We start from the raw sequence: 12516 nt of genomic DNA, 5'->3' as shown, positions 1-12516 counted from the left end.
ATTGTTAACGATCTAGCCCAACCTGTCGAACGTCTCAAAGTGGCCGAACTGAGTCCGACGACAACCGGCTGAGGTCGACCCGGAGCCAACCTTCCCGGGCGAGGCCGTGAACGTCCCCAATCAGTCAGATACGTGCCGTTCAGGCTTCAATCGCCGCTCGGCAACGCTCTCTTGAACGTGACGCTGTTTTGCGTAAATGCGCGCTCTACAACGCGCCGAGTGGAATTTTCAGATAACGCGTGCCGTTGTCTTCCGGTTCAGGCAATGAGCCTGCACGAATGTTGACCTGGACAGCCGGAAGAATGAGCGTAGGCATATCAAGCGTCCGGTCGCGTGCGGTGCGCATCGCGACGAACGCAACTTCGGAGTTGCCGTCATAAAGATGAATATTGCCCTTGCGTTGTTCTGCCACTGTGGTTTGCCATTGTGGTTCACGCGACTGCGGAGGGTAGTCATGACACATATAAAGCCGGGTCTGGTCAGGTAGCGACAGCAGTTTGCGTGCTGAGCGATAAAGCGTATGCGCGTCACCACCCTGAAAATCGCACCGTGCGCTACCTACGTCCGGCATGAACATCGTGTCGCCGACAAAAACCGCGTCTCCGATCTGGTACGCCACGTCAGCCGGCGTGTGCCCTGGCACGTGTATGGCGTGCGCACTCAGTTCGCCGATCTGGAACGTCTCGCCGGCAGTGAACAGATGATCGAACTGCTGACCGTCGTCCGGCAGGTGCGCACTCAGGTTGAAGATACGCTTGAATACACCCTGCACTGCGCGAATGCTCTCGCCGATGGCAATCCTTCCTCCCAGTCGTGTCTTCAGATATTGCGCGGCCGACAGATGGTCCGCGTGGGCATGCGTTTCCAGCAGCCATTCAACACGCAGGCCGCGCGCCTGCACAAATTCCACGACCTTGTCGGCCGATTGAGTCGAGGTACGGCCTGCCTTCGGGTCGTAGTCGAGCACCGAATCGATCACGGCACACGCAGAGCCATCGCCGGCGTGAACGACATAGGTAACGGTACAGGTGGTCCGATCAAAGAACGCTTCTACCAGTGGTTTCATCGAATGCTCCAGTCAATACATTGAAAAACAATATATATTTTCATATACTGTAGGTCAACCTGATTGTCAGGTCGAAGGATGCCGATCGATGAACACACCTTTGTCTCCCGCCGCGCTCGACTCGCTGCGGCAGTCCGCGACGAAATGCTGCGCCCTCCTCAAAGCCATGGCGCAGGAGGACCGTCTGCTGCTGCTATGCCAACTGATCGAAGGCGAACACAACGTTGGAGAACTGGAAGCGGCGGTCGGCCTTCATCAGCCGAGCCTTTCGCAGCATCTTGGCGTGCTGCGCGAAGAAGGCCTCGTTAGTACGCGGCGCGAGGGAAAGTACATGTACTACAGTCTCGCGAGCGCCGAAGTCTTAAGCATCATGGAGACGTTGTCGAACCTCTATTGCGGCAAAGTCAAAGGACGCCTGAAATGAGCATCGACCTTGCTCACTTCACGCCGCTTCCCGCACTCGCCGGCGGCTTGCTGATCGGTCTCGCGGCAACGCTGCTGGTGCTCGGGAACGGCCGTATCGCCGGCATCAGCGGGATTCTTGGTGGCCTGCTCGACACAACATCCAGCGATCGTGCCTGGCGCACTGCGTTCCTGCTCGGACTATTTGCCGCGCCCTGGATATTCAGGCTTTTCGCGGCATTGCCGGCCGTCACGATTGCGTCATCGCCGCCGGTGCTCGTTGTGGCCGGTCTGCTCGTTGGCATCGGTACCCGCTATGCGTCCGGTTGCACCAGTGGTCACGGCGTATGCGGCCTCTCGCGCGGTTCGGTCCGCTCGCTTGCGGCCACCGCGACGTTCATGGCAATGGGCTTTTTGACCGTTTTCGTGACCCGTCATCTGCTGGGGCTTTGACATGCTGATTTTCAACGCGCTGCTGGCCGGTCTGATATTCGCCACGGGACTGATCGTTTCCGGCATGGCCAACCCAGCGAAGGTGCTGGGCTTTCTCGATATCGCCGGCCACTGGGACCCATCACTGGCGTTTGTCATGGCCGGCGCGATCGCAGTTGGCAGTGTCGGCTTCGCGATTGCACGCAGGCTCAAGCGGAGCGTGTTCAACGCGCCCATGTCGCTGCCGACCGCGACGCGCATTGACCGCCGCCTACTTGCTGGCAGCGCCATGTTCGGCGCCGGCTGGGGGCTGGCAGGATTCTGCCCGGGACCGGCCCTCGTGAGCGCCGGCAGCGGCGAGTTTAAAGCGACGCTGTTCGTCATCGCCATGCTCGTTGGCATGAAGATTTTCGCTCTGGCCGAGCCACGCGCTACCCAAACCAACTGACCGTAACCTCGCACACATTCCCGTGTGTGGCCAAGCGACCCGCCGTATACACCGGATCAATTCAACAGCAGCCGTTCGACACCACGTCGCATCTTCGAACGTGGTTTGCCAACGTCTACCTTATTCTTGGAATGGCCCGGCCTCGAACGTCGCGGCTCCGTCGGCGTACTCTCGCACCCATATGTCACGCGGTTCTTCCCCGACTCCCTTTACCGCGAACGAAGCGTGCGGTAAACATCGAGCAACTTCTCCGAACAGATCGGCAACCGACCAGCTATCAAGAAAGAATAAAGTGGGAGATGACGCCGGCAGCGCTGAACCACACGCTTCGAACAAATTCTTCAGGACATCGTGGCTCAGAGCACGTTCGTCAAGCAACGTCGTAATCTCATCCTGGGCGCTCGATATAGCCAGCGGTTCGCCGTCGAATGGATGGACCCAAACTAGCGTATGAAAGCTCATGCGAGTTACTCCTGTAATTGTCGTTTCTCGAGAATCGCGGTCTCGTTGCCCGCGTCATGCAAAAGACGTAAGCCGACCGACGAGACGCTCATGGGGAATTCATCTTCGATGGCCATTGGCGGCCCGGCCAACTTTCAAAAACCTGTGTTCGCCAGGAGGCGATGCCGAGGTCGACGGCGCGAACGGAAACAATTGTGACAACGTCCTGGTTTGCGAGCATCGGCAGAGGCTCCCAACTGCTGATAGCCGTGCCCAAGGTATTGCGCGCATCGGCTCCGATTCGCGGGAAATAAGACTCCACATGTTCCTGCCGTTCCGGTCGCCGGTTGCACGATTCCCGGTCTTGCTATAACCGTTCGCTTCGACACAGCAACGCCCGCGTTATGCGGGCGTTGCTGTGTCGGAATCCACTGCGATACTCAGCAAACCAGCATCACTTGGCCGCGCTGGCTTCAGCCGTCGGCGCAACTGTCAGTTTCGATTCCTTCACGCCATCCTGACCAGTTTTATCGTCAACCGTCTGCTTGACTCCATGACTTGATATCGGCTTTTCTATGGCTGACTTTAGCCACGATGTCCACTTTGTTTTGGTCATTTCCAGGTGATTGGATTATTCAGCGCAACGCTTGCTTGTCTCGATTCGCCCACTGCCGTATGCTTTCGCACATGAATCAATCTCAGATCAACTCGATTATTAGCGCCGCGACAGTCTCGGCGGGATAGCTATTGGGTTGACCATACGCAATCACAACCCGCCCAGAAGGCGGGTTTTTGCTTTCTGGGCCTTAATCGGAGTGCCTGGAAATGACGAGTGAGAGCAGGTTAGTTGAGGGTGTTGCCGCTAATAACGCAGCGGTTCTCCATATGGTCTGCGGCAAAATTGCCTCGGGCAAGTCCACGCTGACCGCGCGCTTGATGAAGGACCAGCGGGCGATCCTGATTAGCGAAGATGTATGGATGGCACATCTTTATCCGGACGAAATCCATACACTGGCCGACTATGTGCGTTGTGCAGGGCGCATCAAGACGGTCCTCACCGATCACATTCAATCGCTCCTTTCAGCAGGAACGTCGGTGGTTCTGGATTTCCCGTTTAATACGACTAACACCCGTGCGTGGGGGCACTCTTTATTTCGAACCGCCGGGTGCGATCATCGGCTTCACTATCTGGATGTGAGCGATGAAATTTGCAAAGCTCGTTTAAGGGCGAGGAACGCGTCAGGCGAGCATCCGTTCCAGACATCCGAAGCGGAGTATGAGCTAATCACCCGCCATTTCGTCCCGCCCGCGCCAGGCGAAGGATTCGACATCGTGGTGTACGACGAGACAGGGAATGTCCGTTGTCGGAGCGCGGACGGCATCGGATTGTCGGGGTAGCAGCAATCCTAATGGCTGCAGCTGGCCGCTTGCATTAGGCGTGGCTATTGAAAATCGAGCGTGTCATCGACTTTGGTGATCTTCCATCCGTCGCCTTGCTTGCGCAGAAACACCAGCACGCTGATCTTGTCTTTCGAGCCGAAAGTAACTGGAACAATCGCAACATCGTCGAGCATGATCGCCTGGTGTGTTGCGATGTTGTTCGACCAGTCCTGTTCGTCGTAATCCTGGACCTTCGTGAAATAGTCGGCGTCGCCGGGCAACCTGTTATGGCGGTAAGCGCTTCGGAGTTTGTCGACCGTGGTTTTGGTCACGTAGACATAGATGCCCTTGTCCAGCAAAGGGTAGGTGTCTTTGGATTCCAGCTTGATATACCAGGCGTAAAACGCTTTCGTGCTTGCGTCAGGAGTTGCGCTATCCGCGAACGCTCTTTGCTGGAAAAGCAAGCCGCCAACCAGCAGCAGTACCGACACGGCGAGGGTTAATAGCTTCTTCATCTTTCGTCTCAGTTGTATCGGTAGATTTTGTATGCCGGCTTCGATTGTCGATAAGACGCGCCCGGATAGAAGCCTTGAGAGTCAGAGTGCGTTTGTTTGAAATCGGACACCCATACGGAGCCGTCGAAGATCGCCATGTGGCCTGCAGGATTTCCTGGGGCTGGCTGTATCACGATCACATCGCCTGTTTGCGGTTCGCCGGTCGCTTGACGAAAGCCGACGGCCTCAAGAAGTGGGCCGTAGTCTTTGGCGTAGTGGGCGTGGTGCAGGGAGATTCCGCCCGATTCGATGGCCTTGCGCACGTATTTTGCGCAGTTACCTGTGCTGTGCGATTGTGCATGGTCGTCTGCGTAGCTCGCTGCTGAGGATTTATCGAACGGCATTTTTATCTCCCTTAAAGATTGAGTTGGCGCTCGCGTTGGAACGCTAACACATGGGATTCGTCGCCGCGGTGAAATTCGGTCTGGAGCGGTGATGTTATGCCGGTTGCATTGTGGCCCGATCATTATGTTAATGGGCTGGTGGCGTTTCTCGCGATGATGACGTTCGGCATCCACGACATGCTTGGACCGTTGTGTAGCGGTATGCGCTGAGTTGCGTTTTGGCTCTGCCCGGTGGCTCATCGGCCATAGCTGACGTTGGAGCGGGCTCGGTTCTACGTCAGCTATATGGTTTATCGCGCACAGCCACCCAGATTAGCTGCCCTGATAGATATCGCACGATAGGCCCACCACGCACGGTTGACCGTCTCGGGTTTTGCCGTAACCATTGCGTCCGCCCGGTTGGGCGCCATAGTCCCACGTACTGTCGCCGTCCATCGGCATCGCCCGCTGCGATGAATTTATTGGTTGTTGACTGGATGAGTGGCTAGCGACGTCTGACGGTTGCATTTCCTGAGAGTCGGCAGCGCCGGCCGCGGTGAGCAGGAATAGCGCGATGGTTACGGCCGAGGGTTGCACTTTCATTTCTTCACCTTTTCGTCATCGACGAGTTGCATGGCTCCCGCGCCGTCAGACTTTTGTTAGCTCCCTCCGAAAAAAACGTTGCATTGTGGATCCACCCGGCACGGTCTGACATTTTTTGCACCGCTTTGTACTCGTGTGTCGGGCGTACCGCCGTATGCTTCCATCCCCGCACTCGGGTCAGACGCTTGTGTCGCGGTGTTTTCTTGCGGGGCGGGTTGAGAGGCTTGCGGTGTGCCTTGCGAATGCGCAACACTGGCCGCGACAAACAGCACGACAGTGGATGCGACTATCAGAGGTGATTTCATGTTGGTTCCTTTATCTACGTTGAGTTTTCCATTCGTGCGATTCGTTATCCGCGTTTCGCACGAGCCAAGGCCGGTTTAGCTCATCACGACGACCCACCGCTCCGGGTGCACTCGACGAATGCCCCATCAGCGTTGCTGTCATATTCATTCTTGGTCAGGCGAAACGCCGTCGCAACGCACATGCGTAGGCAGTGAACAGCAATCGTCGGCGAAAGATGTAGGTACTGTGATCGGCCGATTCCGGTGACATACCGGGTCGCGATCGATCGAAGGCACGCCGGTTGAAGTCAGTCGGTTGGGTGCCCGCCGGCAGCCGGCAGGCTTCGGTCAAGCGCCGGATCCGTGACCGGTGGGACGCCGAGCTTGACCCCTCTATTCGCCAGCATGACGATGAGTTCTGTACGGCGCCGCAGATTGAAATGCGCAAGCAGATGACTGACGTATTTCCGTACCGTAATGTCCTCGAGCCCCATTCTCAGGGCAATGGCCTTGGACGGAAGTCCGCGCGCCAGCCACGCCAACGTTTCGAACTCTCTCGGTGTGAGTCCCAACTCGGATGCATTGCTCGTTTCCGATTTAGCGCGCGGCTGTCTATCCGCAGGGCTATTTGCCGGAGCCTTGTCAGTGTCCATATCACGACTGAGGCTGGCGATGCTGGAGGCTGGCAGGAACACGCCCCCGACAAGCACCGCGCTTATCGCCGCACGAAGCGCTTCAGGCGGCGACGATTTGGGCACGTATCCCATGGCGCGAAGCTGGATGCATCGACTGATGGTTTCCACTCGTTCATCGGCCGATATCACGATCACCGGTAGCGACGGTCGCGACTCCTTCAATTCGGCAAGCGCGTTGCAACCGTTGCCATCGGGCAGGTCGAGATCGAGAAAAACGATGTTCAGGAGCTCGCAAAGCGCATGATTCACCCCCTGCGACAATGTGCTCGCGTGCAGCAACTCGATGTTCGGAAAGAGCTCCGTCAGTAGAAGCGCCAATCCGGCTCTGAACAGTTCATGGTCGTCGACGATCAGTACGCGCATTCCATCGCCTCCTAGAACTGTCTCCGCTGAGCGGTCACGTACCGGCTGATATCCGCCAGCAGGTCTTTGGGGGCCGGGGACTTGCGCAATAGCACGAACGGTTCGGGGAAGTCGCGAAGGACGTGATCGGACAGTAGCTCGCCGGTGATAAATGCGACGGGAATAACACCCGCCCACGCGAAATGACGTCTGATCCGATTAGCGACCTCCTTGCCGGTAGCGCCTTCGCGCAGACGGATATCGGCGACGATGAGATCGGGAATGCGGCTGTCATCGGCAAGGATGGCTTCGAATCCGGCCATCGACTCGGCGGCGTACACGAGCGCGCCCGCGCTTGAGAAAAGACGCCGCAGGCCTTCGAGGACGGTAGGTTCATCGTCGCACAGGAGCATGAACGTGCCAGTGAGATCGGGCGTGTAGACGTCGCCATCCTGAGCACGTGCCCCGACGGCCGGGGTTGATGCCGATACCGTCGCGTAAAGGGAAAAGCGCGATCCGCGCCCTTCCACGGAGGCGAAACTCATACCGTGTCCCGGCAGAATATGGATCGCACGATGCACAATCGACAGCCCCAGTCCCAGCCCTTTCGAACGGTCGCGCCCCGGATTGTTGATCTGATAGTACTCGGAGAAGATCGCGTCCCGATGGGCGGGCGCAATGCCGATGCCGGTATCCCAAACATCGACGCGCAGCCGGTCATTCAGTTGCACCCAGCCAAGCACAACGCCACCCGATGACGTGTTCTTGATCGCGTTCGATACGAGATTCGATACTGACCGCTTGAAGAGCGATCGGTCGGTTTCGATGGACGGCGGGTACCTTCGCCGCCCCGCGATTCTTAGATCGATGCCACGCAATCGGGCCGTCTCCCGGTATTGCTCGAAGACCTCGGTCAACAGGCCGTGGGTATCGACTGGTACGACATGGGGAACATAGGAACCCAGCTCGCTGTAGTCCTGAATGTCCTTGAACATTTCGAGGATGTCGGACGCGGTCTCCTCGACGACATCGAGCTCGCGATCCACGGAGTATCCGTCCCTGATCCTCGTCCGGGCGCTTCGGATGAAAAGGTTGATGGCGGCGAGAGGCTGCTGAATGTCGTGATACGCCGATGAAAAGAATCGCTCTTTCTCCTTGACGAGCTCTTGCATGCGTCTGTTCTGCTCGTTGACCGCGCGCGATGCCGCTTCGACGCGAGCCTTGGCCGCGCGCAAGGTGCGCCGGTACATGAATTCGCGCCTCGCGGCGCGTTCCAGCGGGATGCTGAGCAGCACACCTACGACAGCCATCAACGGCAGCATCGTGGCGTGCGCAGCCACCGACTCCACGCGCAGTTCGACACTCCCGCCGACGGGTTTGAAATAAAGCATGATCAGATAGCTGACGATGCATATCCCGATTAACCAGGCCGCCGTGATGACCCGAAGCCGAAAGGCCATGAATATCACGAAAAGACAAAGCATCAGCACCGGATAGACTTCCCGCCAGCCAAGGTCGCCCGGATAGAACTGCAGCATTCTCAGGGTGGCGAACCAGCAACTGATCGTCCAGACACTGAGCAGCCCGACGGCCCAACGCTCATCGAGCGCGCGCGGGGTCCAGAACAGTACGGGAATCGCCATTCCGATCGCTGCGGCGACTCGCAGGAGAATGAGTTCGTTGTGGTGCAGATGGGCGGGATCGAGTACGTTTAACCGGGGGAAATCGCGGATGGAAAATACGATCCACAACGCCGTGAAGATTGCGATGGCGAGTCTGCGCTGTCCGGAGAAGCGGCGCGCGTAGTCCCACCGGAACGCGCGCTCCTGAGCCGCCGAGCTGAACCTGCGCACCCTGAGGCCCGACGATCTCATGACGACGCTCGATCAGGAAATTCGCCGCCTGCGGATAGGGCAGCGTGCAATTCGAACAGGATAGCAGGGCGCGGTTCAAAGTTATACCTACAAATGTAGCGGTTTGGAGGCGGCTGGCAGAGCAGGAGCGGCTACATCTTTCCGGGCTCGATCGATGGCGAACGGTTGAAAGTGTTTGGGTTTGTACGACGCCTGCCCACGTCTGCTTGTGGCGCTCGTCCATGCTTGTGATTTTGGGGCAGGCATCCTACAAATTTGAACGACTGAAGTCGCTCACGTTCTCGATGGTTAGTGCTGCGTGGGAGCCGGCTGTTGGGCAGCGTCTGCTTCTACGCTCGTTGCGGGTTTGGCTGACGTTTGTTTGGCCGGGCTGGGCTTCGTGGTTGCCGGTGTTTCTGTCGCCGCTATTTGTGATGCCTCTGCTAGAAGGCGCGCTGCACGGTTTGCGGTGATGCGGCTTTGAGGGATGCCCTTCGCATCGAGTGCGATCACCTGATACAGCTCACGGTCACACTCGAGCTCCCGCTGATATTGCTCTGCTGTGTCGACAAGCAATTCAAGCATGGTCTGCTGACGTCGTCTTTCATCGCTCGTGATGGCAGGATTCCTACATATTGAAGACCCGAGTGTGATCAGTGTGTTGAGTTGGCTCAATTGCCGGTTGCAGAGGTCGAAGGTGGAGAGTGCAAGTTTTTCGTACTGGAGCGCGTCGACAGGCGGGCGTGAAGCGGGTTGGGATTGCTTTGTAGATTTGGTGTTCATGGTGCGACCTCCCTGATACTTCTTGGATCGCCCGACACTCGCTTGGGGAAGTGGGTGAGCGGGCACGTAGAAGGGTTAGCAGACCGGCCTATACCATACCGGCGAGCCTTGCGGCTCCCCCACCACAGCCCGCCCATTGAAAACAACAGACGTGCAAAGGTAGACGCACGACCCGCCTGAGCGGGTGTGCGGGTACAGAGGCAGGCTGCTAAACCTGGCCGCCGGGTGTTTCCCGATGGCTTGATGATTATAAATCAAGGCAGCGGCGTAGCGTTCAACCAAGCGGGCTAAGTGTTTGCGTTTGGCTGGTTGGGTAAGGCATTGGCATGGCGGCAAGCACAATCGGCGACTTGCTCGCCGCGGCTTTCCTGCCTCCGGGCCTAAAGATTCAGAATTGACCGTCGATATTAAGAGAAGCGCGAAACGGTCAAAAATAGTGAACATCCATCGAACCTTACTCTTCTCATTGTGGGCAGTTAGTCTTTCTGCATACGCCAACTTCACCAAGCCTATCGATATCAGCAGCGAGTTTCTGCGTTATCGGCATGCCCCCGAAGCCATGGCAGTCTTCGGACGCGACATCAGCGACGACCCCGCGATTGGAGCACCCGCGAGATCTGCGCTGTATTTTGAGCAGGCTAAGCTGTCTGCCAAAACGAAACAGTACCTGAGCACCATACGGAACTACACTCGGGCGCTCGACATACATCCAACCGCGGCGGCTTTCAACAATCGTGGCCTTGCGCACCGGCAACTTGGCGAGACCGACGCGGCCGCGCGAGATTTCACATCGGCGCTGCAACTCCAGCATGACGACCCACACGCCTGGTTGAACCTTGGCAACCTGCAGTTCGCGCTCAAGCAATATGCCGTGGCCATCGAGAGCTTTAGCCATGCTATCAATAGCGGCAATCAAAGCGCGAACGTCTATATTTCTAGAGGTAATGCGTATTGCGGCAAGGGCGACGCGCAGAACGCACTTCTTGACTATGACGCCGCTATTGCACAGGCACCATTCGATCCTCGCGCCCATTTTGGAAAAGCGGTCGCCTTTTACACTATGGGCAATCTGGATGGCGCCGAATCTGAGTTCAACACCGCGTTGAGACTAGACCCGAGCGATCTGAATTCCATGCGGGGTCTGGCGATCGCCTTGCGCGATCAGCATAAGTATTCTGAATCGATAGAAGCCTACACATCGGCCTTAAAAATGCAGCCGGGCGATGCGTTGTTGTTCAGCGGACGCGCGGAGTCATATCTAGAAATGGGCGATTTGACGCACACGATTTCTGACTACTCGCAAGCGATTGCACTTCAACCGAGTGACGACCTTCTGCTTCGACTGCGGGGACTGGCCTATGATCATCAGGGGAACTACGACAATGCTATTGCAGACTTTGTTGAAGCGACCCGCCTTGCTCCGAGCAGTGCGAGAGGGTACTCGCTGTGGGCGGAAGCGCTTGAACATTCACACCGCAGCGAAGAATCGATGGAAGTTCTCGCGCGCGCAATCCGGCTGATGCCAGCCGACATAAGTCTTCGGCATGACCTTGCGGTCGCGTTGGAACACAGAGGTGACTACGCATCTGCGATTAAGGAATATCAGGCAATCTTGCGGATCTCCCCGACGGATATAGACAACCGTATCTTTCTCGCTGACGATGAAACCACGCTGGGCCAATACCAGGACGCCGCCCACGACTACGAAATCGCCAATCGCGCTGCCCCGGACAAAGGACAGCTCCTCTACGGACGCGCGCAGTTGTCGTTTTACACCGGGGACTTTCGTCGAGCAGAAGCGGACCTTGAAAGATGGCAAGAATTGCAGCGCAAAGGGAAGATCGATGCTTTGGCAGCAACTTCGTACTATGTCGCGATCTGGCGACATCTTGTTGCGCTTAGGTTGAATGTCGACGATAGAACGGTCCTCGAGGAGGGGGCCGCGCACTTGGATGCGGCTGTTTGGCCGTTCCCGGTGCTGGCGTTCTACATGGGTAAAGCGAATGCTGCGATGTTGCAGTCGGCTATCAATCGCAGCAGCATGCAGGATCGAGAGGGCCAGCTATGCGAAGCAGACGCTTATCTTGGAGAGTGGCGGCTGGCTCAAGGCGATGCGACCGGCGCAAGGCAGAGTTTTGACGCGGCGAGCGTGGAGTGCCCGGTTAATTTCATTGAGAGAGCCATGGTGAGGCGGGAGTTGGTGAGGATGGCGGAGGGGGTGAAGTAGCAGGGGATTTGCGATGGGTGGGTGGTTGTCGGCGCGAGCGGTGGCTCCCGACGCATCGTTGCCCGGGTGCAGCGAATGGCCATTTCGATGGTAGGTCTAAGACCGTAGTTGACGGCCTTTGCCGTCATTCGAGCATCGGCGTTGATAAGGCGGCTACGAATCACTTTCCAGTCATTCGCACATCGGCGAATGCGAGTGACGGGTCTCACCGCAAGCGGATGCTTACTTGCGACCCGGAACAGACGTTGGCCTTGCTCGACAACGGTCATTCGACAGCGCCATCTAACGCTGACTGGCCAGCCCACGTACGTTTCGATGCTCGGCTTTTCCATAGGCAGCACTTCATAGGTGAACGTGATCAGGGCGTCCACCATGCATCATCCGATGCCGCGCTTCGTTGGACACGACTCTCGGCTTGCAGCGAGAGTCGCTCGCCCACCTGCTCATTGTCCAACAGCAGTTAGAAGTTATCGTCGATGAGGCTTCGCAACCAAAGCTCGCATGAAGAATACGACTTTGCCAAGACTCATAAAGCTCGCCTATCCGAACGAGATGGAGCGCCATAGCGAGAGGGCTCAAAGGAAATACTTGCGCGTTTTGTGGCACGGGAAAGTCGGCGGCTGTTAAGGAAGGTCTGCAAAAGACCTGGCATTGTGTTGCTGCTGAGCTATCCTGGAAACAGA

13 protein-coding genes are annotated in these 12516 nt (G+C 57.4%); 5 read left to right on the top strand and 8 right to left on the bottom strand.

What is annotated here, in order from left to right:
* Positions 1–205 precede the first annotated feature (205 nt).
* Positions 206–1066 carry an MBL fold metallo-hydrolase gene (locus PQR67_RS27040; protein WP_408465901.1) on the bottom strand — a complete coding sequence of 287 codons (861 nt, stop codon included), beginning with the start codon at positions 1064–1066 and terminating at the stop codon, positions 206–208.
* 88 nt (positions 1067–1154) lie between these two features.
* Here PQR67_RS27040 and PQR67_RS27035 point away from each other — a divergent pair, with 88 nt between their 5' ends.
* Genes PQR67_RS27035 through PQR67_RS27025 form a run of 3 tightly spaced genes read left to right on the top strand, consistent with a single transcriptional unit; the run spans position 1155 to position 2348 of the window.
* The gene (locus tag PQR67_RS27035; protein WP_408465899.1) at positions 1155–1490 is read left to right on the top strand and encodes an ArsR/SmtB family transcription factor; all 336 of its coding nucleotides are present in this window, start codon (positions 1155–1157) and stop codon (positions 1488–1490) included.
* Positions 1487–1921: a YeeE/YedE family protein gene (locus tag PQR67_RS27030; RefSeq protein WP_408465897.1), complete on the top strand. Its 435-nt coding sequence runs from the start codon at positions 1487–1489 to the stop codon at positions 1919–1921. The genes PQR67_RS27035 and PQR67_RS27030 overlap by 4 nt, the downstream gene beginning before the upstream one ends.
* Before the next feature lies 1 nt (position 1922).
* Positions 1923–2348, top strand: a complete 426-nt coding sequence (locus PQR67_RS27025) for a DUF6691 family protein (RefSeq protein WP_408465895.1) — start codon at positions 1923–1925, stop codon at positions 2346–2348.
* A 120-nt stretch (positions 2349–2468) separates the two neighbouring features.
* On the opposite strand, the gene PQR67_RS27020 is transcribed toward PQR67_RS27025, so the two are convergent.
* A complete protein-coding gene (locus PQR67_RS27020) occupies positions 2469–2810 on the bottom strand; it encodes a hypothetical protein (protein ID WP_408465893.1) in 342 nt (113 codons plus the stop codon).
* An 804-nt stretch (positions 2811–3614) separates the two neighbouring features.
* Between PQR67_RS27020 and PQR67_RS27015 the strand changes: the two genes are divergently transcribed.
* Positions 3615–4187 carry a P-loop nucleotide/nucleoside kinase family protein gene (locus tag PQR67_RS27015; protein WP_408465891.1) on the top strand — a complete coding sequence of 191 codons (573 nt, stop codon included), beginning with the start codon at positions 3615–3617 and terminating at the stop codon, positions 4185–4187.
* Positions 4188–4231: 44 nt separating this feature from the next.
* Here PQR67_RS27015 and PQR67_RS27010 read toward each other — a convergent pair whose 3' ends face one another.
* The 6 genes from PQR67_RS27010 to PQR67_RS26985 form a co-directional block, all read right to left on the bottom strand.
* Positions 4232–4684, bottom strand: coding sequence for a DUF3828 domain-containing protein (locus PQR67_RS27010; RefSeq protein ID WP_408465889.1), 453 nt, complete (start codon positions 4682–4684; stop codon positions 4232–4234).
* A gap of 8 nt (positions 4685–4692) precedes the next feature.
* Complete coding sequence (locus PQR67_RS27005; RefSeq protein WP_408465887.1) at positions 4693–5067, bottom strand: CHAP domain-containing protein; 375 nt, start codon at positions 5065–5067, stop codon at positions 4693–4695.
* A 312-nt stretch (positions 5068–5379) separates the two neighbouring features.
* Entirely contained in the window at positions 5380–5649 is a 270-nt protein-coding gene (locus PQR67_RS27000) for a hypothetical protein (protein WP_408465885.1), read from the bottom strand.
* A gap of 592 nt (positions 5650–6241) precedes the next feature.
* A complete protein-coding gene (locus PQR67_RS26995; protein ID WP_408465883.1) occupies positions 6242–6991 on the bottom strand; it encodes a response regulator in 750 nt (249 codons plus the stop codon).
* A gap of 11 nt (positions 6992–7002) precedes the next feature.
* A complete protein-coding gene (locus PQR67_RS26990; protein WP_408465881.1) occupies positions 7003–8844 on the bottom strand; it encodes a hybrid sensor histidine kinase/response regulator in 1842 nt (613 codons plus the stop codon).
* 288 nt (positions 8845–9132) lie between these two features.
* Entirely contained in the window at positions 9133–9606 is a 474-nt protein-coding gene (locus PQR67_RS26985; protein ID WP_408465879.1) for an NADH-quinone oxidoreductase subunit E, read from the bottom strand.
* Between the two features lie 394 nt (positions 9607–10000).
* Here PQR67_RS26985 and PQR67_RS26980 point away from each other — a divergent pair, with 394 nt between their 5' ends.
* Positions 10001–11833: a tetratricopeptide repeat protein gene (locus tag PQR67_RS26980; protein WP_408465877.1), complete on the top strand. Its 1833-nt coding sequence runs from the start codon at positions 10001–10003 to the stop codon at positions 11831–11833.
* Positions 11834–12516: the final 683 nt, after the last annotated feature.

It is taken from the genome of Paraburkholderia fungorum, assembly GCF_046026025.1.
Classification (GTDB): Bacteria; Pseudomonadota; Gammaproteobacteria; order Burkholderiales; family Burkholderiaceae; genus Paraburkholderia; species Paraburkholderia fungorum_E.
This window is presented reverse-complemented; position numbering and strand designations above follow the sequence as displayed.

Excerpts from the sequence above, each read along its gene's own strand:
- PQR67_RS27040 (WP_408465901.1), bottom strand. The coding sequence starts at position 1,066 with ATGAAACCACTGGTAGAAGCGTTCTTTGATCGGACCACCTGTACCGTT.
- PQR67_RS27035 (WP_408465899.1), top strand. The coding sequence starts at position 1,155 with ATGAACACACCTTTGTCTCCCGCCGCGCTCGACTCGCTGCGGCAGTCC.
- PQR67_RS27030 (WP_408465897.1), top strand. The coding sequence starts at position 1,487 with ATGAGCATCGACCTTGCTCACTTCACGCCGCTTCCCGCACTCGCCGGC.
- PQR67_RS27025 (WP_408465895.1), top strand. The coding sequence starts at position 1,923 with ATGCTGATTTTCAACGCGCTGCTGGCCGGTCTGATATTCGCCACGGGA.
- PQR67_RS27020 (WP_408465893.1), bottom strand. The coding sequence starts at position 2,810 with ATGAGCTTTCATACGCTAGTTTGGGTCCATCCATTCGACGGCGAACCG.
- PQR67_RS27015 (WP_408465891.1), top strand. The coding sequence starts at position 3,615 with ATGACGAGTGAGAGCAGGTTAGTTGAGGGTGTTGCCGCTAATAACGCA.
- PQR67_RS27010 (WP_408465889.1), bottom strand. The coding sequence starts at position 4,684 with ATGAAGAAGCTATTAACCCTCGCCGTGTCGGTACTGCTGCTGGTTGGC.
- PQR67_RS27005 (WP_408465887.1), bottom strand. The coding sequence starts at position 5,067 with ATGCCGTTCGATAAATCCTCAGCAGCGAGCTACGCAGACGACCATGCA.
- PQR67_RS27000 (WP_408465885.1), bottom strand. The coding sequence starts at position 5,649 with ATGAAAGTGCAACCCTCGGCCGTAACCATCGCGCTATTCCTGCTCACC.
- PQR67_RS26995 (WP_408465883.1), bottom strand. The coding sequence starts at position 6,991 with ATGCGCGTACTGATCGTCGACGACCATGAACTGTTCAGAGCCGGATTG.
- PQR67_RS26990 (WP_408465881.1), bottom strand. The coding sequence starts at position 8,844 with ATGAGATCGTCGGGCCTCAGGGTGCGCAGGTTCAGCTCGGCGGCTCAG.
- PQR67_RS26985 (WP_408465879.1), bottom strand. The coding sequence starts at position 9,606 with ATGAACACCAAATCTACAAAGCAATCCCAACCCGCTTCACGCCCGCCT.